At 73.6% G+C, this 22,411-nt stretch carries 18 protein-coding genes and 1 tRNA gene; 9 read left to right on the forward strand and 10 right to left on the reverse strand.

Going from position 1 to position 22,411, the window contains the following annotated elements:
- Window positions 1-166: 166 nt before the first annotated feature.
- Complete coding sequence (gene thrB, locus AC5L34_RS00170) at window positions 167-1,111, reverse strand: homoserine kinase (RefSeq protein WP_441175755.1); 945 nt, start codon at window positions 1,109-1,111, stop codon at window positions 167-169.
- Between the two features lie 149 nt (window positions 1,112-1,260).
- Here thrB and AC5L34_RS00175 point away from each other — a divergent pair, with 149 nt between their 5' ends.
- Window positions 1,261-1,776 carry a hypothetical protein gene (locus AC5L34_RS00175; protein ID WP_441175754.1) on the forward strand — a complete coding sequence of 172 codons (516 nt, stop codon included), beginning with the start codon at window positions 1,261-1,263 and terminating at the stop codon, window positions 1,774-1,776.
- A gap of 12 nt (window positions 1,777-1,788) precedes the next feature.
- Here the strand turns inward: AC5L34_RS00175 and AC5L34_RS00180 are convergent, their stop codons facing one another.
- The 6 genes from AC5L34_RS00180 to argS form a co-directional block, all read right to left on the reverse strand.
- Complete coding sequence (locus AC5L34_RS00180) at window positions 1,789-3,033, reverse strand: MFS transporter (RefSeq protein ID WP_441175753.1); 1,245 nt, start codon at window positions 3,031-3,033, stop codon at window positions 1,789-1,791.
- 111 nt (window positions 3,034-3,144) lie between these two features.
- Window positions 3,145-6,441, reverse strand: a complete 3,297-nt coding sequence (locus AC5L34_RS00185) for an efflux RND transporter permease subunit (protein WP_494823608.1) — start codon at window positions 6,439-6,441, stop codon at window positions 3,145-3,147.
- A 161-nt stretch (window positions 6,442-6,602) separates the two neighbouring features.
- On the reverse strand, window positions 6,603-7,652 hold the full coding sequence (thrC, locus tag AC5L34_RS00190; RefSeq protein WP_494823609.1) for a threonine synthase: 1,050 nt from the start codon (window positions 7,650-7,652) through the stop codon (window positions 6,603-6,605).
- A gap of 250 nt (window positions 7,653-7,902) precedes the next feature.
- Window positions 7,903-9,216: a homoserine dehydrogenase gene (locus AC5L34_RS00195; protein ID WP_494823803.1), complete on the reverse strand. Its 1,314-nt coding sequence runs from the start codon at window positions 9,214-9,216 to the stop codon at window positions 7,903-7,905.
- A gap of 8 nt (window positions 9,217-9,224) precedes the next feature.
- Window positions 9,225-10,610 (reverse strand): diaminopimelate decarboxylase, encoded by a 1,386-nt coding sequence (lysA, locus tag AC5L34_RS00200; RefSeq protein WP_494823610.1) that lies wholly within the window; start codon window positions 10,608-10,610, stop codon window positions 9,225-9,227.
- Window positions 10,611-10,617: 7 nt separating this feature from the next.
- A complete protein-coding gene (gene argS, locus AC5L34_RS00205) occupies window positions 10,618-12,282 on the reverse strand; it encodes an arginine--tRNA ligase (protein WP_441175750.1) in 1,665 nt (554 codons plus the stop codon).
- 100 nt (window positions 12,283-12,382) lie between these two features.
- Here argS and AC5L34_RS00210 point away from each other — a divergent pair, with 100 nt between their 5' ends.
- The 4 genes from AC5L34_RS00210 to AC5L34_RS00225 all read left to right on the forward strand — a co-directional run bounded on the left by AC5L34_RS00210 (window position 12,383) and on the right by AC5L34_RS00225 (window position 15,113).
- Entirely contained in the window at window positions 12,383-13,228 is an 846-nt protein-coding gene (locus tag AC5L34_RS00210) for a thioredoxin-like domain-containing protein (protein ID WP_441175749.1), read from the forward strand.
- Between the two features lie 8 nt (window positions 13,229-13,236).
- A complete protein-coding gene (locus tag AC5L34_RS00215; RefSeq protein WP_494823611.1) occupies window positions 13,237-13,899 on the forward strand; it encodes a DUF305 domain-containing protein in 663 nt (220 codons plus the stop codon).
- Between the two features lie 224 nt (window positions 13,900-14,123).
- Window positions 14,124-14,816, forward strand: coding sequence for a winged helix-turn-helix domain-containing protein (locus AC5L34_RS00220; protein ID WP_494823804.1), 693 nt, complete (start codon window positions 14,124-14,126; stop codon window positions 14,814-14,816).
- 222 nt (window positions 14,817-15,038) lie between these two features.
- A tRNA-Arg gene (locus tag AC5L34_RS00225) sits at window positions 15,039-15,113 on the forward strand.
- A 187-nt stretch (window positions 15,114-15,300) separates the two neighbouring features.
- Here AC5L34_RS00225 and AC5L34_RS00230 read toward each other — a convergent pair.
- On the reverse strand, window positions 15,301-15,837 hold the full coding sequence (locus AC5L34_RS00230; protein WP_441175747.1) for a DUF1772 domain-containing protein: 537 nt from the start codon (window positions 15,835-15,837) through the stop codon (window positions 15,301-15,303).
- A 370-nt stretch (window positions 15,838-16,207) separates the two neighbouring features.
- A complete protein-coding gene (ligD, locus tag AC5L34_RS00235) occupies window positions 16,208-17,167 on the reverse strand; it encodes a non-homologous end-joining DNA ligase (RefSeq protein ID WP_441175746.1) in 960 nt (319 codons plus the stop codon).
- A 193-nt stretch (window positions 17,168-17,360) separates the two neighbouring features.
- Between ligD and AC5L34_RS00240 the strand changes: the two genes are divergently transcribed.
- The 3 genes from AC5L34_RS00240 to AC5L34_RS00250 all read left to right on the forward strand — a co-directional run bounded on the left by AC5L34_RS00240 (window position 17,361) and on the right by AC5L34_RS00250 (window position 20,758).
- Entirely contained in the window at window positions 17,361-17,816 is a 456-nt protein-coding gene (locus AC5L34_RS00240; RefSeq protein WP_441175745.1) for a winged helix-turn-helix transcriptional regulator, read from the forward strand.
- A 137-nt stretch (window positions 17,817-17,953) separates the two neighbouring features.
- Window positions 17,954-18,499, forward strand: a complete 546-nt coding sequence (locus AC5L34_RS00245) for a TetR/AcrR family transcriptional regulator (protein ID WP_494823612.1) — start codon at window positions 17,954-17,956, stop codon at window positions 18,497-18,499.
- A 39-nt stretch (window positions 18,500-18,538) separates the two neighbouring features.
- On the forward strand, window positions 18,539-20,758 hold the full coding sequence (locus tag AC5L34_RS00250) for an MMPL family transporter (protein WP_494823613.1): 2,220 nt from the start codon (window positions 18,539-18,541) through the stop codon (window positions 20,756-20,758).
- Between the two features lie 112 nt (window positions 20,759-20,870).
- Here the strand turns inward: AC5L34_RS00250 and AC5L34_RS00255 are convergent, their stop codons facing one another.
- Complete coding sequence (locus AC5L34_RS00255; protein ID WP_494823614.1) at window positions 20,871-22,127, reverse strand: erythromycin esterase family protein; 1,257 nt, start codon at window positions 22,125-22,127, stop codon at window positions 20,871-20,873.
- Between the two features lie 90 nt (window positions 22,128-22,217).
- Here AC5L34_RS00255 and AC5L34_RS00260 point away from each other — a divergent pair, with 90 nt between their 5' ends.
- Window positions 22,218-22,409 carry a DUF2795 domain-containing protein gene (locus tag AC5L34_RS00260; RefSeq protein WP_441175741.1) on the forward strand — a complete coding sequence of 64 codons (192 nt, stop codon included), beginning with the start codon at window positions 22,218-22,220 and terminating at the stop codon, window positions 22,407-22,409.
- Window positions 22,410-22,411 lie beyond the last annotated feature (2 nt).

Raw genomic sequence — 22,411 nt, forward strand, 5'->3', positions numbered from 1 at the left:
TCACCAAACGTCGGTGAGCAGGTCTCGCCGTCTGCGGCGACCTGTGAAGACTGCGGTGCGGCGTGGGCCTAGGCAGGGGTGACGGGCTGACCGCCGAAAGCTTCGGGGGTGCGCCGACCCGCAGGGAGATCGCATGCTTCGCGGCTGTGCTAAGTCTAGAGCGTAATCAACTCTTCCGACCTGCGGCAACAGGGTCCCGCTCTGCGTGTCCCAGTCTACCCCGGGCAACCTGTGCTCCGCGCCCGTCTGGATCCAACCGCCAGACCTGCCAACCTGTTCCCGCCTCGAAGCCCTCGGGCGGGTCGCTCAGGGCCAGCACGGTCGGGCCCGCACCGCTGACCACAGCGGCCACACCGGCCTCACGCAGCGCTTTCACCAGGGCGGCGGTGCCCGGCATGCCCGGCGCGCGGTAGTCCTGGTGCAGCCGGTCGACCGTGGCCGGCAGCAGCAGAGCGGGGTCGGCGGTCAGCGCGTGCACCAGCAGCGCGGCCCGGCCGGCGTTGAGCGCCGCGTCGACGTGGGGCACGGTGGCCGGCAGCGCGGCCCGCGCTGCCGCCGTCAGGCCGCGCTCCGCCGGCACGAAGACCATCGGTCGTACGCCGTCGGCGACCGGCAGCGACACCGCGCGGGCGCCGGACGGCTCCGTCCAGGCCAGGGTGAAGCCGCCGAGCAGACACGGCGCCACGTTGTCCGGATGGCCCTCGATCTCCGCGGCAAGGCGCAGGGCGGCGGCGTCGTCGAGGCGTGCCTCCCCGTCGTGGACCAGCGCACGGGCCAGCAGTACGCCGGCGACGATCGCCGCGGACGAGGAGCCCAGCCCGCGGGCCTGCGGGATGCGGTTGACGCACTCCACCGCCAGCCCGGACGGCTGCCCGCCGAGCACGTCGAAGGCCGTACGCATGGCGCGGACGACCAGGTGCCGGTCGTCGGTCGGCAGCTCCCCGGCGCCCTGCCCGGCCACCGCCACCGTGACGCCCTGCGCCGTCACCTCGGCGGCCACGTCGTCGTGCAGCGCCAGGGCGAGCCCCAACGCGTCGAACCCCGGCCCCAGGTTGGCGCTGGTGGCGGGGACCCGGACCCGGACCGGGCCGGAGGTGAAGTTCGTCGGCACGGGCTCATGGTAGGGCTGCGCACCGACGACGCGAATCTCCGCCCGCCGGCTGGGACGGGCCGGACGGCCGACTGCTCCGGTGGCCGGTGGCCGGTGGCGGCACTGTGGTTCCGTTAGCCTGGCCCGACCGACGGCGGCTGGAGGCAGGGATGCGCGAATTCGGGTACCTGGCGACGATGGCCGCCTTCGAGACGCCCACGGTGCTGGTGTTGCTGGTGGGCCTCGTACTGGCCGCGACCGCCGGGCAGCGGTTGCCCCGCAAACCCCGGATGCTGGCGCTGTCCGGGCTCACCGTGCTGCTGGTCAGTGCGCTGCTCGGCGCGGCCTGGACGCTGTTGCTGCCCCGGGTGTTCGGCTCCGACTGGGGGCGCTCGAACTTCCAGCTGCTGAACCTGGCCCACGGCGGGGTGCAGGCTCTGGCGTACCCCCTCGGGACGGGTCTGCTGGTCGCGGCGGTGCTGGCCGGGCGGCGGGCGCGCGGCGCGGAGGCCGGTCCGTTCGGCGACGGTCAGCGGACGCCGGCCGGCCAGCCGGTGCCGGCCGCTCAGCCGGTGCCGCAGGCGGGCGCGGGGTGGGACGCGGCGGGCGGCGCCGACGTGCCGGCGCAGTGGGACGGCCGGTCCCGGCCCGACGCGCCGACGGACACCGCGCCGGACCGACCCTGACCGGCGGGCCGGTCAGCGGGCGGGGGTCGGGGCCGGCTGCCCGGCCGGGTCCGTGAGCGAGAGCCGGCGGGTGGCGATCCGCCAGCCGATCGCGTAGACCACCGTGACCAGACCGCAGGTGGCCAGCACCGCCCGCTCGTCCACGGTGTCCACCACGGCGGCGACCGCGAGCTGGCTGACCGAGACGGCGAGGGTCGCGAGCATCATGTCGGTGGCGAAGACGCGGCCCCGCAGCCGGTCCGGCACCTCGCCCTGGAGGGCGAAGTTCGACATCACCCAGTTGCTGCCGCCCGCGAAGTGGGCGACGAAGACCAGGGCCAGCACCAGCGGGAACCAGCGGGCGACCGAGGTGCCGAGGTAGGCCAGGCCGTAGAGGGACATGGACAACGCGAGCCCGGGCAGCAGCCAGGCCCGGTTGGTCAGCACCCGGCGCATCAGGATCGGCCCGACGAGCGCGCCCGCCCCGCGGACCGCGAAGAGCAGCCCGGTGCCGACAGGGCCTACGCCGTACACCGCCGCGAGCAGCGGAAACACCGTCAGCACGCCGTTGCCGAGGCCGACCGCCGACTTCACGGTGACCAGCGCCAGGACCCTCGGCCGGTGCCCGATGTAGCCCAGCGCCTCCCGGATCGCGGGCCAGGTCCGCTGCACCGGCAGCGCCGCGTCGCGGGGCGCCTGCAACGGCCGGCGGATCAGCGTGGCCAGGCCCGCGGCGACCACCAGGCCCACGGCCGCCACCCAGAAGCAGGCGTACGGGCCGACGGCGGCGCTGAGCACGCCACCGAGGGACGCGCCGACGACGGTCATCGTGCCCCAGGCCGACCCCGCGACGGCGTTGCCGGCGGCCAGCTCGTCGGGGTCGAGCACGTTGGGCAGGGCCGCCTGGGCCGCCGGCGAGTAGAAGGCCTTGGCGACCGCCACCACCCCGATCCCGGCCATCGCCAGCCAGGCCGTTCCGGCGCTGCGTACCCCGAGCAGCAGCAGCACGCCGAGCAGTGCCGCGACGTTCGAAATGATCATGATCTTGCGTCGGTCGAAGCGGTCCGCGATCGTGCCCGTGTACGGCAGCAGCAGCGCCACGATCCCGGTGTCGACGGCGAGCACCAGCGCGCCCCACACGCCGCTGCCCGTCAGGTCCGGCAGCAGCACCAGCAGCGGCACCATGACGAACCAGTCGGCGCCGAAGACCACCAGCTCGGCGAGGAACAGATTGCGGAAGTTGCGGTTGTGGGTGAGGACCGAGACGGTGGACGGCACGTCCGGGACCCTACCCGGCGGCGACCGGCGGGCCGGGCGTACGGCGGGTACCTGACCGAACGCGAACACCCCCGGCGGGTGGGACCCGCCGGGGGTGTTCGCGGACCGCCGTTACTCGGCCGGCGGCAGCGGGGACTTGCGGCTCTTCGGCAGCCGCAGCACCTCGAACTGGTCGGTGCCGTCCACCAGCGCGCCCGACGGCGTCGGCCGGGGCGCCGGGGCGTCTGCGGCCTCGGCGTCGGCGGTGGACGCCGGGCCCGCGGCGGGCACCGGGACCGGCTCGGCGGCGGGCGCCCCGCCGTCGTCGCCGGCCGGGTCCGCCGGGGTGGCCGGCGCCGCACCAACGGAGCGGCGGGCCCGCCGGGACCGGAACGACTCCTTGGTGTTCTCCGCCATCGCGTAGAGCGTCGGCACCAGGATCAGGGTGAGCAGCGTCGAGCTGAGCAGACCACCGATCACCACGATGGCCAGCGGCTTGGAGATGAAGCCGCCCTCCCCGGTGAGGCCGAACGCCATCGGCAGCAGCGCGAAGATGGTGGCGACGGCGGTCATCAGGATCGGCCGCAGCCGGCGCCGGCCGCCCTCGACCACCGCCTCCTGGACGCCCATGCCCTGGGCCCGGTACTGGTTGACCAGGTCCAGCAGCACGATCGCGTTCGTCACCACGATGCCGACCAGCATGAGCACGCCGATCAGCGCCGGCACGCCCAGCGGGGTGCCGGTGGCGAGCAGCAGGCCGATCGCACCGGTCGCCGCGAACGGGATGGAGATCAGCAGGATCAGCGCCTGGACCAGGCTGCGGAACGTCGCCACCATGATCAGGAAGACGATCGCGATGGCCGCGAGCACCGCCAGGCCCAGGTCCGCGAAAGCTTCCTCCTGGTCGGCGCTGACTCCGCCGATCTCGAAGCTCGCCCCCGGCACCTTGATGCCGTCCAGCTTCTTCTGCAACTCCTGCGTGATGGCCCCGAGGTTCGAGCCGGTGGCCGTACCGGTGACGGAGACGCTGCGCTCGCCGTCGATCCGGCTCACCTGCTGCGGGCCCTCGGTCTGGGTGACCTCGGCGATGTCGTCGAGCTTCACCGGCCCGACCGGCATCGCGCGCAGCTCCGCCACCGTGGTCGGCGGCTTGCCCGCGAACCGCAGCACCACGTCCCGCTGCCCCTCGTCGAGCGTGACCTGCCCCAGGGGCGAGCCCCGGAACGCCTGCGCCACCACCTGGCCGACGGCGGCCTCGGTGAGCCCGACCCGGCCGGCGGCGACCCGGTCGACGGTGACGTCGACGCGCGGCACCCGCGTGGCGAGGCTCGTGGAGACGTCCTCGACGCCCGCCAGCCCGGCCATCGCCGTACGGACCTCCTCGGCGGCCCGGGCCAGCGCCTCCTGGTCGGCGCCCTGCACGACCACCTCGATCTGGTTGGCCGCCGCCCCGCCCTGACCGGCGCCGAAGCTGACCTCACCGATGCCCGGGCCCAGCGCGTCGAACTCCCGGCGCAGCTTCTCCCGCATCTGCTGGGCGTCGGTGCCGTCGCCGAGAGCCAGCGACCAGTTGGCGACGTTGTTGCCGCCGCCGCCGAACGGGTTGTCCCCGCCGCCCGCCGTGACCTGGTACGTCTCGACGTCCTCGGTACGCTCCAGCACCGCCTCGATCTGGCGGGCCGCCGCGTCGGTGCCGGCCAGCCCGGTGCCCGCCGGCAGCTCCTGGGTGATGCTCAGCGTGTCCTGGCCGGAGTCGTCGATGAAGTTGGTCTCCAGCTGCCGGGACAGGCCGAAGGTGCCGAAGAGCACGAGCATGCCGAGCCCGAGCGTGATCCACCGGGTGGCCCGCTTGCGGGTGGCGAACCCGATCACCGGCAGGTACGCCCGCTGCAACGGGCTGCGCAGCTCCTTCTCCTCCGCCGCCCGGCGCAGCGCGGCGTCGTCCGCCGTGCCGGCCGGCGGCTTCAGGAACCAGTACGCGAGCACCGGGATGACGGTCAGCGAGACCAGCAGCGAGGCGAGCAGAGCCACCGTGACGGTGATCGCGAACGGCGCGAAGAGCTGCCCGACGAAGCCGCCCACCAGCGCGATCGGCGCGAAGACGGCCACCGTGGTGAGGGTGGACGCGGTCACCGCCCCGGCCACCTCGCGGACGGCGGCGAGGATCGCCTCCCGCTTCGGCTCGCCGTACTCCAGGTGTCTCTTGATGTTCTCCAGCACGACGATCGAGTCGTCGACCACCCGGCCGACCGCGATGGTGAGCGCGCCGAGGGTGAGCAGGTTGAGCGAGTAGTCGCCGATCCAGAGGGCGATCAGCGCGACCACCACCGAGAGCGGGATGGAGACCGCGGTGACCACCGTGGAGCGGACCGACAGCAGGAAGACCAGGATGACCACGACGGCCATGACCAGGCCCAGCAGGCCCTCGGTGGTCAGGGTCTCGATCGACTTCTCGACGAACGGCGCCTGGTCGAAGACGACGGTCAGTTCGGCGCCGGAGGCACCCCGCAGGTCGGCGAGGCGGTCACGGATCTCGTGGGAGATCTCCACCGCGTTGCCGTCCGGCGCCGCGGTGATCGCGATGCCCAGGCTGTCCTTGCCGTTCGTGCGGGTGATCGCGGTGGCCGGGGCGAGCTGCTGCTCGACGGTGGCCACGTCGCCGAGGCGGACCGGGGCCGTCCGGCCCGTCGCCGGCGCGACGACGACGCCACGCAGGTCGTCCAGCGTCGCCAGCCGGGTGCCGACCTGCACGGGGAGGGCGCGGGTGCCGTCGGTCACCGCGCCGGCCGGCACCGTCACGCCGTTGGTCTTCAGCGCCGCGCCGAGGGCGGTCGGCTGGAGCTTCGCGGCCGCCATCTTGGCCGGGTCCGGGGTGACCACCACGACGTCGTCGCGGGCACCGGTCAGCTCGACCGTCCGTACCCCCTCGATCGCCTCCAGCTCCGGCACGACCGTGCCCCGCAGCTTCTCCGCCAGGACGCGCTGGTCGTCACCGCCGGAGGCGGCGAGCACCACCGCGGGCAGGTCGTCGGTGCTGCCGGCGATGACCTGCGGGTCGACCCCCTCCGGCAGCTGCGCGTCGATCCGGTTGAGCGCGGTCTGCATCTTGTTGACGACGTCGTCCAGGTCGGTGCCGAACTCGTACTGGACCTGGACGGTCGCCGATCCCTCGCGGGAGGTCGAGGTGACCTGGTCCAGCCCGGGGATGCCCTGGAGGCTGTTCTCGATCGGCTCGGTGACCTGCGACTCGACCACCTCGGGCCCGGCGCCGGGATAGACCGCGACGATGAACGCGGCCGGGAACTCCAGCGACGGCAGGAGCTGCTGCTTCAGTGACGGTACGGCGAACGCCCCGAACAGCGTGGTCACCACCGCGATGAGGGCGATCAGCCCCCGGTTGGCGAGGCTGAATCTGGCGAGCAGCGACATCGGCGTGACTCACTCCTGGAAAAGGCGATTGGCGGGGGTACGGATTCTCCCCCACCCCGCGCGGGCGGCCCCGCTCGCCCCTGCCTCCGTCCGATGCACAGGACTCGCTTCCGCCGCGCGGCGTCCCTCCCCGGCACCGTCGGCCCGGCCGACCTCGGGGCTCAGGCCAGGTCGAGACAGCGGGCGGCGGCCAGGGGGTCGTTGGCGATGGTGGTCGGCACCGGAGCGGTGGAGATGGCCCACTCCGGGTCCTTCAGGCCGTGGCCGGTGACCGTGCAGACCACCGTCGAGCCGGCCGGGACCCGACCGGCGGCGGCCTGCTGGAGCAGGCCGGCCACGCTGGCCGCGCTGCCCAGCTCGACGAAGACCCCGACCTCGCGGGCCAGCAGCCGGTACGCGGCCAGGATCTCCCGGTCGGTGACGGCGGCGATCACGCCCCCCGAGGCGTCGCGGGCGTCGACCGCCCTGGTCCAGCTCGCCGGGTTGCCGATCCGGATGGCGGTGGCGATCGTGGACGGCTCGCGGACCACCTGCCCGCTGACGATCGGGGCGGCGCCGGCCGCCTGGAAGCCGTACATCTTCGGGGTGCGGGTGGCGTTGCCGTCCCGCAGCTCCTCGCAGTAGCCCATCCAGTAGGCGGAGACGTTGCCCGCGTTGCCGACCGGCAGGCAGTGGATGTCGGGCGCCTCGCCCAGCGCGTCGACGATCTCGAACGCGGCCGTCTTCTGGCCGTGCAGCCGGTCGATGTTGACCGAGTTGACCAGGGCCACCGGGTAGTCTTGGGCGAGCTTGGCGGCCAGCGACAGGCAGTCGTCGAAGTTGCCAGTGACCTGGAGCAGCTTCGCCCCGTGCACGAGCGCCTGGGCCAGCTTGCCCAGCGCGATCTTGCCCTGCGGCACGAGCACCGCGCAGGTCAGCCCGGCGCGGGCCGCGTACGCTGCGGCGGAGGCGCTGGTGTTGCCGGTGGAGGCGCAGATGATCGCCTTGTTGCCGGCCTCCACGGCCTTCGAGACCGCGAGCGTCATGCCCCGGTCCTTGAACGAGCCGGTCGGGTTGGCGCCCTCCACCTTCAGGTGCACGTCGCAACCGAGCCGGGCGGAGAGCACCGGCGCGGGCAGCAGCGGGGTGTTCCCCTCGTGCAGGGTCACGACCGGGGTGGCGTCGGAGACCGGCAGCCGGTCCCGGTACGCGTCGATCAGACCCCGCCACATGTCGTTCTCCCTCGCCTCGTACCGCCCCGCCGCGCGGGGTGCCCCTTGAGCCTGGACCAGCATCGCCCGGTCGCCGCCGCCGCACCCGCAGTTAACCACCAGGCGAGACGCGTGGGCGCCCGCCCCGCCGCGGCGCCGGGCGGCACCGTCACCGGCCGCCCCGGCCGTGACCCGGAGCCATCGGACGGGTCAGCCCGCGAGCCGGAGGCACCGGCCGGTCAGCCCGCGAGCCCGCCCACCGGCCGGTCGGTCAGAGCCCGCCCTCGACCCGCAGCACGCTCGCCACCGACCGGACGATGTCCAGCCCGCGCAGCTCCCCCACGGTGGCGGCGAGCGCCGCGTCCGGGGCCACGTGGGTGACGATGACCAGGTCGGCGTCCTCGCCCCGGCCGGCCGCGCCGCCGCCCGCCGGGCCCTGCCGCACGGTGGCGATCGAGACGTCGTGCCGGGCGAACACCCCGGCCACCGCCGCCAGCACACCCGGCCGGTCGGCCACGTCGAGGCTGATGTGGTAGCGGGTCAGCGCCTCCCCCATCGGCCGTACGGGCAGGTCGGCGTACGCGCTCTCGCTGGGCGAGCGCACCCCGGCGAGCCGGTTGCGGGAGACCGCCACCACGTCGCCCAGCACCGCGCTGGCCGTCGGCGCGCCGCCCGCGCCCCGGCCGTAGAACATCAGCGGCCCGGCCGCCTCGGCCTCCACGAAGACGGCGTTGAACGCGTCGCCGACGCTGGCCAGCGGGTGGCCCAGCGGGATCATCGCCGGGTGCACCCGCACGCTGACCGTCTCCCGGCCGGCGGCGTCGGCGCCCCGGGCGGCGATGCAGAGCAGCTTGATCGTGCACCCCATCGCCTTGGCGCTGGCCACGTCGGCCGCCGTGACCTCGGTGATGCCCTCCCGGTGCACGTCGGCCGCGCCGACCCGGGTGTGGAACGCCAGCGAGGCGAGGATGGCCGCCTTCGCCGCCGCGTCGAATCCCTCCACGTCGGCGGTCGGGTCGGCCTCGGCGTAGCCCAGCTCGGTGGCCTCCTCCAGCGCCTCCGCGAAGCCGGCGCCGGTGGCGTCCATGGCGGAGAGGATGAAGTTGGTGGTGCCGTTGACGATGCCGGTGACCCGGTTGATCCGGTCGCCGTGCAGCGACTCGCGTAGCGGACGCAGCAGCGGGATCGCCCCCGCCACGGACGCCTCGTAGTAGAGGTCGCCGCCGCCCTCGGCCGCCGCGTCGTGCAGGGCGGCGCCGTCCTCGGCGAGCAGCGCCTTGTTGGCCGTGACCACGCTCTTGCCGGCCCGCAGCGCCTCGACCAGCCAGCCCCGCGCCGGCTCGATGCCGCCGACCACCTCGACGACCACGTCCACGTCGTCGCGCTTGATCAGGCCGAGCGCGTCGGTGGTGAACAGGGTCGGATCGACCGGCAGATCGCCCCGGTCGCGGCCGAGACGGCGTACGGCGATGCCGGCGATCTCCAGCGGGGCGCCGATCCGGGCGGCGAGGTCGGCCGCCTGCTCGTGCAGCAGCCGGACCACCTCGCTACCGACCGTGCCGCAGCCGAGCAGTGCCAGGCGCACAGGTGACGTCATCCCACATCCAATGCCAGCAGGTCCTCTTCGGTCTCCCGCCGGACGATCAGGCGCGCCTGGCCGTCCCGCACCGCGACCACCGGCGGGCGGGGCACGTGGTTGTAGTTGCTGGCCATGCTCCGGCAGTAGGCGCCGGTGCCCGGCACCGCGACAAGATCTCCGGGCTGCACGTCGGCGGGCAGGAATTCATCCTTCACCACGATGTCCCCGGACTCACAGTGCTTTCCCACCACGCGGGCGAGCAGCGGCTCGGCGGCCGACGCCCGGGACGCCAGCGTCGCGGAGTAGGACGCGTCGTAGAGCGCGGTACGGATGTTGTCGCTCATCCCGCCGTCGACGCTCACGTACGTCCGGATCCCGTCCACGTCCTTGACCGTGCCGACCTCGTAGAGGGTGAACACGGCGGGCCCCACGATCGCCCGGCCCGGCTCGATCGACAGGTGCGGTACCGCCAGCCGCTCCGCGGCGCACTCCGACTCGACGATGCGACGCAGCCGCTTCGCCAGGTCCTGCGGGGCGGCCGGGTCGTCCTGGGTCGTGTACGCGATGCCGAAGCCACCGCCGAGGTCCAGCTCGGGCAGCTCCACCCCGCGTGCGTCGCGGATCTGCGCCTGGAGGCCCAGCACCCGGCGGGCGGAGACCTCGAAGCCGCTGGCGTCGAAGATCTGCGAGCCGATGTGCGAGTGCAGGCCGCGCAGCTCCAGCACGCCGTCGTCGAGCACCCGGAAGGCCGCCTCGGCCGCCGCCCCGCCCGCGAGGGAGAAGCCGAACTTCTGGTCCTCGTGGGCGGTGGCGATGAACTCGTGGGTGTGCGCCTCGACACCGACCGTGACCCGGATCATCACCCGGGGGCGGGCGCCCCGCTCCCGGGCCAGCGCGGTGAGCCGGTCGATCTCGTCGAACGAGTCGAGGATGATGCGGCCCACCCCGGCGTCGAGCGCCCGGGTCAGCTCGCGTACCGACTTGTTGTTGCCGTGGAAGCCGATCCGCTCGGGCGGCATCCCGGCCGACAGCGCGGTGGCCAGCTCGCCCCCCGTGCAGACGTCGAGGTGCAGGCCCTCCTCGGCGATCATCCGGACCACCGCGCGGCAGAGGAAGGCCTTGCCTGCGTAGTAGACGTCGACGCCGTCGAAGCCGGTGCGGAAGTCGCGGCAGCGCGAGCGCAGGTCGTCCTCGTCGAGGACGTACACCGGGGTGCCGAACTCGGCCGCGATGTCGCGCACGCCGAGCCCGGCCACCGCGAGCACGCCGTCGCCGCCGCGCGCGACGTTGCGCGGCCACAGCTGCGGCACGAGGGCGTTGACGTCGACCGGGGCACGCAGCCACGCCGGCCCCCGGCTGCCGATGTCACCGTGCAGCGCACCGGCCTCGTGAGCACGCATCAGTGATCTACATCCTCTCCGGGGCCGAGACGCCCAGCAGGCGCAGGCCGTTGGCGATGACGGTGCGGGTGGCGTCGTTCAGCCAGAGCCGGGCCCGGTGCAGGTCGGTGGTCTCCTCGTCGCCGCGCGGCAGGATCCGGCAGTCGTCGTAGAACCGGTGGTAGGCACCGGCCAGCTCCTCCAGGTAGCGGGCGACCCGGTGCGGGCCCCGCAGCTCGGCCGCCGCCGCCACCACGGCGGGGAACTCGGCGAGCGCCTTGAGCAGCTCGTTCTCCTTCTCGTGGCCGAGCAGCTCGGGGCGGAACGCCTCGGCGTCACCCCGGGTCAGGCCCACCTCGGCGGCGTTGCGGCCCACGCTGGCCGTGCGGGCGGCCACGTACTGCACGTAGTAGACCGGGTTGTCGCGGGTGGCCCTGGTCCACAGCTCCACGTCGATGTCGATCGGGGAGTCGCTGGAGTAGCGGGCCAGCGCGTAGCGGGCGGCGTCCACGCCGATGGCGTCGACCAGGTCCTCCAGGGTCACGACCGTGCCGGCCCGCTTGCTCATCCGGACCGGCGCGCCGTCGCGGACGAGGTTGACCATCTGGCCGATCAGGATCTCCAGGTTGCGCTCCGGGTCGTCGCCGAAGCACGCCGACATCGCCTTCATCCGGCCGATGTAGCCGTGGTGGTCGGCGCCCAGCATGATCACGACCCGCTCGAAGCCGCGCTCCCGCTTGTCGAGGTAGTAGGCGCAGTCCGCGGCGAAGTAGGTCCACTCGCCGTTGGACTTGCGCAGCACCCGGTCCTTGTCGTCGCCGAAGTCGGTGGTGCGCAGCCAGGTCGCGCCGTCGGACTCGAACACCCGGCCCTGCTCGCGCAGCCGCTGGAGGGCCAGGTCCAGCTCGCCCCGGTCGTGCAGGTCCTTCTCGTTGAAGTAGGTGTCGAACTCGACGCCGAAGCCGCGCAGCGAGGACTTGATCTCGGCGAACATGAGCTGCACGCCCTCGACCCGGAAGACCTCCTGGGCGGCGGCGTCGTCCAGCTCCAGCACGTCGGGCCGGATGCCGCGCACGGCGTCGGCGATCTCGTTGATGTACGCCCCCGCGTAGCCGTCCTCCGGGGCCGGCTCACCCTTGGCGGCGGCGAGCAGGGAACGGGCGAACCGGTCGATCTGGGAGCCCGCGTCGTTGAAGTAGTATTCCGTGCCCACCTCGGCGCCGGTGGCGCGCAGGAGCCGGCTCAGCGCGTCGCCGACCGCCGCCCAGCGGACGCCGCCGATGTGCACCGGGCCGGTCGGGTTCGCCGAGACGAACTCCAGGTTCATCCGCTGGCCGGCGAGCCGGTCGCTGCGGCCGTACGCCTCGCCCGCCTCGACGATCGCGCGGGCCAGCTGGCCGGCGGCGGCCGCGTCGAGCCGGATGTTGAGGAAGCCCGGGCCGGCGATCTCCACCGACTTGACCCCCGGGGCGCGGCCCAGCTGGCCGGCCAGGGCCGTCGCCAGCTCGCGCGGCGGGACGCCCACCTTCTTGCTGAGCTGGAGAGCCAGCGTGGAGGCGTAGTCGCCGTGCTCGGGGTTGCGGGGTCGCTCGACCACCGTCCGCTCCGGCAGGGCGGAGCGGTCGAGGCCACGCTCGGTGAAGACGGCGTGGGCTGCGGAGAGGACGACCTCGGCGAGTTCTGCGGGAGTCACCGATCCATGTTATCGGGGGTAGACTCGGCACCCGCGGCGGCGACCCAGTGTGTGAGACCGGCCCGCCGGATCCCCTGACCGACCGACCTGACGAGGCACGATGAGCATCAGCACACCGGGTGGCGGCCCCGAGCGGCGCCCGAACGTGGTCAGCACCGGCAAGAAGCCGGCGGCGGGCCGGCCGGCAGCAGGCGCCAAGGCCGGGTCCGGCGCCGCCAAGACCGGGTCCACCGGCGCGAAGACCGGGTCCGGCAAGCCGACGGGCACCCGCCCCGGCGCCGGGGGCAAGGGCCGCAAGCCCATCGCCCCGGTGAAGGTGAGCCAGGGCCGCTCGTGGGGGCCGATCGCGCTCTTCGTCGCCGTGGGTGTGTTGGCCGTGGCGATCATCGGCTACGGCGCCTGGGCGACGTTCCAGGGCGCCAAGCCCTGGGAGGACCGGGCGGACGCGATCGACGGCATCGTCAACTACCGCGAGAAGGACAAGGACCTCGTGGCGGGCGGCAACCACAAGACGGGCCCCATCACCTACACGGTGCTGCCGCCGGTGGCCGGCCCGCACAACGCGGCCTGGCAGAACTGCATGGGTGACGTCTACCCGGCCCAGATCGCCAACGAGCACGCGGTGCACAGCCTGGAGCACGGCACGGTCTGGATCACCTACCGCCCCGACCTGCCCGCCGACCAGGTGACGAAGCTCGCCGACAAGGTGCGGGGCAAGGAGAAGCTGATGCTCAGCCCGTTCGAGGGGCTGGACAAGCCGATCTCGCTCCAGGCGTGGGGCTACCAGCTCAAGGTCGACAACGCCGACGACGGCCGGATCGACGAGTTCATCAAGACGCTGAAGGTCAACGCCTCGGTGGAGGGCCCGACCGCGCTGTGCAGCCAGGGCATCACCGCCACCGGCACCACCCCGCGTGACGACGCCCAGCAGATGCCGCAGGGCTGAGGAGAGCGATGAGCATCCCGACCATGACCGAGACCAGTGAGCCGGCCAGCCCGGCTCCGGAGCAGCGGCGCCCACCGGCCCGCTGGGGCACGGCCGCGCTGGCCCTGGCCGTCGTGGTCGGGCTGCTCCTCGGGTACGCCGGCGGCCTGCTGACGCCCCGGCTGACCCGGCCGGGCGACGCCTCGGCGGAGGCGGGCTTCGCGCGGGACATGATGACCCACCACGCGCAGGCGGTGGAGATGGGTCTGGTCGCCTTCGACAAGGGCAGCGACCCGGAGGTCCGCAGCATCGGTGGCGACATCGCCACCGCCCAGCAGGGCGAGATCGGCACCATGCACACCTGGCTGCGCTCGTGGGGGCTCGACCCGGCGGGCAGCGAGCCGTCGATGTCCTGGATGTCCGACGGCGCCGGCCTGGTCAAGAACGGTCTGATGCCGGGCATGGCGACCCCCGAGGAGATGGCGAAGCTGCACGCGGCGCAGGGCCGGGAGCTGGACGTCCTCTTCCTGCAACTGATGATCAAGCATCACCTGGGTGGCATCCACATGATCGACGGCATCCTCGAGGTCAGCGACGAGCCCGACGTCGTCAAAACGGCGCAGACCATGAAGAACACCCAGCGCAACGACCTCACCAATCTCCAGAACGCGCTCCAGCGGCTGGGCGGCTGACCCGCCCGCGCCGTACCGCCCTTCGTCGAGAGGTCCGTGGCGCCGCCGGTTCACCCGGCGGCCACGGACCTCTCGCCGTCTCGCCGCCGGTCGGCTCGGTGCGCACCCGGTGTCCGGTTTATTAGGCTTAGCGACCGGACGAGCGGTCCGACCGATTGCGACACTAAGAGAGTTTTCTCCACACATATCGTGACCAGTTGCGATTCGGGCTCGTTGCGCAGGACGTGGGGGTTGCACTGAGAGACGCACGGCGTTCGGTCACCAGCTGGTGCCGGCGCCACACCATCGGCGGTGACGGGGCGGTGGCAGCCGTCCGTCGCGGACAGCGGCAGGGCGAGCCGGGAACGCTCAGTCGCGAACAGGAGCTCGAACTCATCGACGTCCTGCGGGGCGTCTACCCCGACGAGCTGGGCCTGGACGAGGAGCTGTGGACGCGGCAGAGCCTGCACGCCCTCATCCAGCGCCGCTTCGAGGCTCCCATGGACGCCGGGGCGGTCGGGGCGTACCTGCGGGCCTGGGGGTTGGGCCCGCGCGAACCCCGCGAGCGCGCCTGCGGCCTCTGCGTCGGCGCGGTCGAGCGCTGGGTACGCAGCGAGTACCCGGCCATCACCCGGGCGGCCCAGGAGCACCTCGCCGAGGTCTACTGGATCGGCCGCGTACGCCTGCGCGGGACGATGCCGGCGGCGGACGTCATCTCCGCCGTCTCGTCCCGGGGCCGCGTACGCTTCATGATCACCACACCGTCGGTCGACCCGCCGCTCCCCCGCGACTTCGTGCTGCGGCTCAGCGGCGAGGAGCAGCGGACGGTGCACCTCATCGTCGACGGCTCCTGGCCCCGCAACGAGTGGCCCCGCCGCCTGCCCCGCCGCATCGCGCTGCACCCGCTGCCGAGCTGCGGCCGCGCCGTCGCCGCCTGAAACCGGCGTGACCGGCCGGCGGCGTCGGCGGGTGGAACGTCAGGGGTGTATCCGGCGCCGGGAGACAACCGTCAGGTTCCACTCGCGCCGGCCGAGGGCTTCCGTCGGGCGCGTCCGGCGGCCTTCGGCGCAGGCGCAACGGGCATGGGCGACACGAGGGCGGGCAACGGATACCGATTCGGCGTTCCGGGGAGACGTTTGCTAGTCTTCTCCAGTCGCTGAGCCCCCGTAGCTCAGGGGATAGAGCACCGCCCTCCGGAGGCGGGGGCGCAGGTTCGAATCCTGCCGGGGGCACCACACCATCGATCGACACTCCGCTCACAGCCTTCTGCCGAGCTGCGAACGACATGGCCACACAGAACGCCCGACGACCTCGGTCGCCGGGCGTTCTGCTTTCGAGGGGCTCACCGGTGGCCGGGGTCCACGCGACGCCGTCGTGGCTCGCCGCGCCGGTGCTGATCGGGCGGACGCCCAGGCCGGTGGTCTAGCGAGCCTGGCCGGTGGTCGGGTCCGCCCGGGAGGCCGTACGGCCGCTGTCGCGCGCCCAGCGCAGCAGCGCGGTGAACGCCAGCACCGCCGTCACCGCCCCGCCCACCAGCCGCACCCGGTGCCCGGCGACGAACTCGGCCGCGACCTGACGCAGGTACTCCGGGGAGTGCGTGCCGACCGGGTCCACGAACATGATCTCGTTGCGCGGCCAGAAGAAGAACACGGAGAACAGGAACTCGCAGGCCACGAAGACCACCGCCGCGCCGGCCACCCACCAGCGCAGCCGGCGGTCGCGCCAGGTGAGCACCGCCGCCGCGAGGCAGGTGAGCACGACGGACGCGCCGAGCGGTGGGAAGTAGTCGCTCGGGCCGCCCGCCACCAGGAACTCGCGGGCCCGGTCCAGAGACGCCGGCGCGTCGCCGAAGATGTTCGGGTAGAGCATCACGGTCTCGGCGGCCACGCCGCCGAACGACATCATCGCCGTCCACACCAGAGCGACGAGCACCGCCCAGGTCAGCCTGTCGCGGGTCATGGGTCCTCCTGCCGGTCCGTCGACGCCGGTCCCGACGCCGTCCGCTGGGTCGTCGTCGACGCTAGGTCGGCCGCCGCCGCCCGTCTGCCGCCCGCAGGCGCGAACGCGGGGTCGCCTCAGGACGTACGGGAACCCGGCTCGGTCGCCCGTCCACGCAGTCGGGGGCCGCCTCCCGACGTAGCCAGGCCGGCACACCGACGCGGCGGACAGACCGACGCGGCCGGCAGCGAACGACAGGCCGGCACGACCAGCGGCGGGCGGGCACGACAGGCGTCAGCCGGCAGCCGACAGGCGGGCACGACGGGCGCGAACCGACGGGCGGGCACGGCGGGCAGCGGGCGACGGCCCCGGGGAGGACGGTGCGCGTACGTCAGTCGGCGGCGCGACGGGCGCGGGCCCGGCGCTTGCCCTCGTGCATGGCCTGCACGCGGGCGACCGGGATGGTGTGCCCCTCCGCGACCAGGTCCGCCGGGAGTCGCTGCGGCGCGGGCAGCCGCTCGGCCCAGGGATCGCGCTCGGCGACGAGCGCCGGGGCGGTACGGATCGTGAAGTCCGCCGGGACCACGTCGCCCAGGTCGGCCCAGTCGACGGGGAAGGAGACCGGCACGCCCGGCCGCAGCCGGGGACTGTAGGCGGCCACCACCGTCGCGCCGCCGGCCCGGGTCGAGTCGACGAACACCCTGCCGCCCCGGTCCTCGCGGATGAAGGCGGTGGTGGCCAGCGCGGGGTCCAGCCGTTCGGCGCGGGCCGCCACCGCCCGGGTGGCGGCGGCCATGTCCTCCACCGTGGCGCCCCGCGCCACCGGCACGAAGACGTGTACGCCCTTGGCGCCGCTGGTCTTGACCGCTCCGGCGAGCCCCGCGTCGGCGAGCGCCTGCCGGACCAGCCGTGCGGCGGCGACCGCCAGCGCGAAGGAGTCCCCCTCCGGCGGGTCGAGGTCCAGCACCAGGTGGGTGGGGCGGTGCAGGTCGTCGACCGTGGCGAGGGTGGGGTGGTACTCCACCGCACGCTGGTTGGCGAACCAGAGCAGGGTGCGCCGGTCGTCGCAGAGCGCGTACGAGATCTCGCGGTGCGACGCCTCCGCCCAGACCGGCGTGCGGGCCACCCAGTCCGGCGTGTACTTCGGCAGGTTCTTCTGCATGAACGGCGGCTGCCCCGGCCGGACCCGGATCACCGACAGCGGTCGGCCCCGCAACCGGGGCAGGATCCGCTCACGCACCGCGTCGAGGTAGTCGACCAGGTCCCGCTTGGTCGCGTCGGCGCCGTCGAACAGCGGCTGGTCGAGGTTGGTCAGCGACACCCCGTCGCGGGTCGCGTCAGCGCCACTCATCCGACCACCTTCGCGGCCCGTGGGCCGGCGGTCAACCGGACGCGGCGGTGCGAACCACGACGAACGGATCGTCACCCGCCCGGCCGGCGTCGAGCACCGTGGGCCCGCCCGCGGGGTGGGGCCTCCTTGGTGCACGGTTTGTTACCGGGGCAATCCTCTGTGACCATGAGGCGGAGCGTAAGGAGGCACCTCCATGTCCCAGGGGAACAGCGACGCGACCGTCGGCCGGGCGGCGCAGGCGTGCGGGGCGGCCGGCGAGCCCGTCACGCCCGGTCAGGCCAAGGCGTGCACCGTCCGCGAGGTGCTGGACCGGGTGGGCGGCAAGTGGAGCATCGGCATCCTGGTCGCCGCCTCCCCGGGCCCGGTGCGCTTCACCGAGCTGGAGCGCTGCGTGGAGGGCATCAGCCGACGGATGCTCACGCTGACCCTGCGCAACCTGGAACGCGACGGACTGCTGCACCGTAGGGTCTACCCGACGGTCCCACCGAAGGTGGAGTACACGGCCACGCCGATCGCGCTGGAGCTCTACGAGTCGCTGGTCGCGCTGACCAGGTGGGCGGAGCGGCACCGGAGCGCGGTCGCCGACGCCCGGGCCGCGTACGACCGGGCGCACGGCGCGGCCGACCAGGGCGACGGAACCCCCGCCTGAGGCGGCCACGGACCGGCCGAGCCACCCGTGGACCGGTAAACCCCGGCCGCCTGTGGGGAACACCACGCCCCCGATCTGACCGATCGGTCAGGGTCTGACCGATCGGTCAGGCATGCTGGTCAGGGAGGTGGGCCGGCATGGCGCGGATGGTTCCGGAGACGCACGACGAGATCCTCGTGGCGGCGGCCCGACGCTTCGCCGCGACCGGCTACCGGGGCACCTCGTTGCAGGACATCGCCCGCGAGGTGGGCTGCTCCAAGGCGGCGGTGCTCTACCACTTCGCCAACAAGGAGGCCATCCTCACCGAGCTGATGGCCCCGGCGATCGGCGTCCTCCAGGCGCTCGACGAGCGGATCCGCGCCCAACGCGGCGCGGCCGCCCAGCGGGTCGCCGCCGAGGGCTTCGTCGACCTCGCGGTCCGCTTCCGGCGCGAGATCGCCCTGCTCCGGGGCGAGTTCCCGGAGCTGCTCCAGCAACCCGCCTTCGCGCACATCCAGCGGATCTCCGAGCGGCTGGTCGACGCGCTCGCCGGGCACCCGCAACGCCCGTCCGCCCGGATCACGGCGCTGGTGCTGCTCGCCGGCATCTCCGAGACCTGCGGGGAGTTCGCCGACGTCGGCGACGAGGAGTTGCGCGACGCCCTGCTGGCACTCGCCCGACGGGCCCTGGAGCCCGTCGACTGATCCCGTTTCCCACCATCCACGACCGAGGACAAGGAACTCATGGCCACCCTGCTCTACCGGCTCGGCCGGGGCTCGATGCGCCGGCGGCGACTCGTCGCGGCGATCTGGCTCGTCGTACTCGTCGGTCTCGGCCTCGCCGCCGCGACCCTGCGCGGCCCGATAGCCGACAACTTCACCATGCCCGGCACGGAGTCGCAGCGCGCCCTCGACCTGCTCGCCGAGCAGTTCCCGGCGGCCAGCGGCGCGACCGGCACGATCGCGGTCAAGGCGCCGGCCGACGGCGCGCTCGCCAGCCCGCAGGGGCAGGCCGTGGTGAAGGAACTCACCCAGGAGGCCGCGACGCTGCCCGGCGTCGTCGGCGCCGTCGACCCGTTCCAGGTGGGGGCGGTCTCCCCCGACGGCCGGTACGCGCTGGTCCAGGTCCAGTTCGCCACCGGCGCCGACGAGGTGACCGACGCCCAGCGCGACGCGTACGAGAAGGTCGGCGAGCGGGTCGAGGCCCAGGGCTGGGAGGTCGCGCCCGGCGGCGAGGTGCTCAGCAGCGTGCCGGAGGTCGGCTCGACCGAGGCGATCGGTGTGGCGGTCGCCGCGATCGTCCTGGTGGTCACGTTCGGTTCGCTGGTGGCGGCCGGGATGACGATGCTCAACGCGCTGATCGGCGTGGGCGTCGGCATGGCGGGCCTCTTCGCGATCAGCAGCGTGGTCGACCTGAGCAGCACCGCCCCGATCCTCGCCCTGATGCTCGGCCTCGCGGTCGGCATCGACTACTCGCTCTTCATCACCTCCCGTTACCGGCAGAACCTGATGGAGGGGCTGCCGCCGGACGAGGCGGTGGGCCGTGCCGTGGGCACCGCCGGCTCGGCCGTGGTCTTCGCGGGCGCCACCGTGGTCATCGCGCTGGCCGGGCTGGCCGTGGTGAACATCCCGTTCCTGACGGTGATGGGTCTGGCAGCCGCCGGTACGGTCACCGTCGCGGTGCTGGTCGCGATCACCCTCCAGCCGGCCCTGCTCGGCTTCGCCGGGCGCCGGGTGCTGCCCCGCAAGCTGCGCACCACCGTGCCGGCCGGGGACGCGGCGTCCGGGGAGCGGGCGGCCGACGCCGCCGAGGCGGGCACCACGCCGGCCGAGGACCGGTCGGGCTTCGGGTTCCGCTGGGCGCGTCTCGTCACCCGGTTCCGGGTGCCGGTCATCCTGGTCGGGCTGATCGGGCTGGGGCTGCTCGCGCTGCCCGCGCCCGACATGCGCCTGGCGCTGCCCGACGCGGGCACCGCGCCGGTCGGCTCGCCGGCGCGGGCGTCGAACGACCTGATCACCGAGGGCTTCGGGCCGGGCTTCACCGGCCGGCTCGCGGTGGTGGTCGCCGGGGACACCCCGCAGGCGACCTCGGCCGCCATCCCGCAGGTCACCGCGCTCGTCCAGGGCACCGAGAACGTCCTCGCGGTGGCCCCGCCGCAGCTCAGCCCGGACGGCCGCACCGCGCTGCTCGGGGTGGTGCCGAAGACCGGCCCGACCGACGAGGCCACCGAGACCCTGGTCAACGACGTACGCGCGAAGGTGGGCGAGGTCCGCGACGTCGAGGTGCTGCTCACCGGCGCGACCGCGATCGGCATCGACGTCTCCGAGAAGCTCTCCGACGCCCTGCCGGTGTACCTGCTGCTGGTGGTGGGGCTCTCGGTGCTGCTGCTGATGCTGGTCTTCCGTTCGCTGCTGGTGCCGGTCAAGGCGGCGCTGGGCTTCCTGCTGACCGTCGCCGCCACCTTCGGCATCACCGTGGCGGTGTTCCAGCAGGGCCACCTCGCCGACCTGGTCGGCCTGGACACGCCGGGCCCGCTGGTCAGCTTCCTGCCGATCCTGCTCATCGGCATCCTGTTCGGCCTGGCGATGGACTACGAGGTCTTCCTGGTCTCCCGGATGCGGGAGGACTTCGTGCACGGCGACACCGCGCAGCAGGCGACCATCAACGGGATGGGGCACGGTGCCCGGGTGGTGACGGCCGCCGCGCTGATCATGATCTCGGTCTTCGGTGGCTTCGTCTTCCTCGACGACCCGGTCATCAAGTCGATGGGCTTCGCGCTCGCGATCGGCGTCGCCATCGACGCGTTCGTGGTCCGGATGACCATCGTGCCGGCCGTGATGTCGCTGCTCGGCAAGCGGGCCTGGTGGCTCCCCCGCTGGCTGGACAGGATCCTGCCCAACGTCGACATCGAGGGCGAGGGCCTGCGCGCCCACCTGGACGACAGGTCCCCGGCCCGCGCCTGACCCCGCCCGCCCGGGTCGATCATGCAGTTGTGGTGCCCCGCACAACCGGCGAAGCCGGCTGGAACGGGCACCACAACCGCATGACCACCGGCGGTGAGCCGGGGCGGGCGGGTCAGACGCCCGCCGGGTAGGTCTCCATCTCGCCCGGGGTCGTCAGGGCCGGGAGGGGGTGCAGGGTGGTCGTCTCGTCGCACCAGATGAAGGCGTCGTAGCGCTCCCCCAGGCGGGTCGGCACGTAGTTGCCCCACGACTCGAAGGACGGGTCGTAGACCACCCCGATCGCCCGGTGGTCGGCGGTCCCGGTGACCCAGCCGGGCTGGTCGTCGCCGCCGAAGACCAGCACGGCCCGCTCGGGCATCAGCTCGTGCAGCCGGTGCTCGACCGAGCCGGGGCGGGCCGGCGGCACCACCATCGTCTCGGCCGGCGACCCCCAGCGGGGTGCGGCGAGCACCGTGCCCCGGTAGCCGCCGAAGCCGACCAGGACCACCTCGTCCGCGCCGTGCCGCTCGCGGGCCAGCTGGCCGACGTTGACCATCCCGTCGCCGGCCATGTCGGTGGCCCGGGCGTCGCCCACGTGCGTGTTGTGCGCCCAGACGACGCCCCGCGCGCCCGGTCCGTAGCGCTCCAGCAGCCGGTCCAGGGTGTCCGCCATGTGCGTGTCCCGGATGTTCCACGACTCCGGCCCGCCGCGCACCATCGCCCGGTAGTAGCGCTCCGCCCCCGCCACCACCTCCGCGTTCTGCCAGGCCGAGAAGCTGTCCGGGCCGTCCCCGGCGGCCTGTGCGCGGGTACGCGCCAGCAGCCGTACGACCTCCTCCTCGCAGCGGGCCGAGACGAACCGGCTCGCCATGCCGTACTCCTCGACCCGCTTGCCGTACGGCTCGAAGCAGCGGTACGCGTCCTGGGCCGCCTCCAGCGAACCCGGGTCCTCCTCGCCGAGATAGTCGAAGATCGCCTGCATGGACTCCCAGAGGCTGTAGACGTCCAGGCCGTGGAAGCCGGCCCGGGCGTCCTCGGGCCGCTCCACGTTCCACGCCCGCAGCCAGGAGCAGAAGCGCGACACCTCGGCGTTCGCCCACATCCAGGTCGGCCAGCGCTCGAAGCGCTCCAGCGCGACGCGCGGGTCGGCTGCCCCGCCCGGGGCGGCGGTCACCGAGCGGTGCACCCGGTCGCAGTCGGGCCAGTCCCCCTCCACCGCCACGAAGGAGAACCCGCACTCGGCGATCAGCCGGCGGGTGAGCTGTTCGCGCAGCCGGTAGTAGTCGTAGTTGCCGTGCGTCGCCTCGCCGATCATCACGATCCGGGCGTCCCGGACGCGCTCCAGCAACGGGTCGAAGTCGCTCGGCGCGCCGAGCCGCTGAACCAGCATGCGGGCGGCTACCCGGCGCGCCGCCCGGGCAAACCGCCGATCGTCGATCGGCGGGCGTGTGCCGGCGGGCTGAGCGGGTAGCCCGCCGGCATGACCGTCACCGGCGTGCAGTTGCAGGAGTACCTGGCCGGGCTCGACTACCCGGTCTCCCGGGAGGACCTCATCCGCTGGGGCCAGGAGAACGGGGTCAGCACGGAGATGCTCCAGACGCTGCGGGCCCTGCCGGCGGAGGAGTTCGGCTCCCCCGCCGAGCTGAGCGAGGCCCTGAACACCCTGGCCTGATC

Source organism: Micromonospora sp. ZG13, from assembly GCF_059359355.1.

Bases quoted from the DNA above. Each gene is read 5' to 3' on its own strand.
- AC5L34_RS00175 (WP_441175754.1), top strand. From the start codon at position 1,261: ATGCGCGAATTCGGGTACCTGGCGACGATGGCCGCCTTCGAGACGCCC.
- AC5L34_RS00185 (WP_494823608.1), bottom strand. From the start codon at position 6,441: ATGTCGCTGCTCGCCAGATTCAGCCTCGCCAACCGGGGGCTGATCGCC.
- thrC (WP_494823609.1), bottom strand. From the start codon at position 7,652: ATGTGGCGGGGTCTGATCGACGCGTACCGGGACCGGCTGCCGGTCTCC.
- lysA (WP_494823610.1), bottom strand. From the start codon at position 10,610: ATGCGTGCTCACGAGGCCGGTGCGCTGCACGGTGACATCGGCAGCCGG.
- AC5L34_RS00210 (WP_441175749.1), top strand. From the start codon at position 12,383: ATGAGCATCAGCACACCGGGTGGCGGCCCCGAGCGGCGCCCGAACGTG.
- AC5L34_RS00215 (WP_494823611.1), top strand. From the start codon at position 13,237: ATGAGCATCCCGACCATGACCGAGACCAGTGAGCCGGCCAGCCCGGCT.
- AC5L34_RS00230 (WP_441175747.1), bottom strand. From the start codon at position 15,837: ATGACCCGCGACAGGCTGACCTGGGCGGTGCTCGTCGCTCTGGTGTGG.
- ligD (WP_441175746.1), bottom strand. From the start codon at position 17,167: ATGAGTGGCGCTGACGCGACCCGCGACGGGGTGTCGCTGACCAACCTC.
- AC5L34_RS00240 (WP_441175745.1), top strand. From the start codon at position 17,361: ATGTCCCAGGGGAACAGCGACGCGACCGTCGGCCGGGCGGCGCAGGCG.
- AC5L34_RS00245 (WP_494823612.1), top strand. From the start codon at position 17,954: ATGGCGCGGATGGTTCCGGAGACGCACGACGAGATCCTCGTGGCGGCG.
- AC5L34_RS00250 (WP_494823613.1), top strand. From the start codon at position 18,539: ATGGCCACCCTGCTCTACCGGCTCGGCCGGGGCTCGATGCGCCGGCGG.
- AC5L34_RS00255 (WP_494823614.1), bottom strand. From the start codon at position 22,127: ATGCTGGTTCAGCGGCTCGGCGCGCCGAGCGACTTCGACCCGTTGCTG.
- AC5L34_RS00260 (WP_441175741.1), top strand. From the start codon at position 22,218: ATGACCGTCACCGGCGTGCAGTTGCAGGAGTACCTGGCCGGGCTCGAC.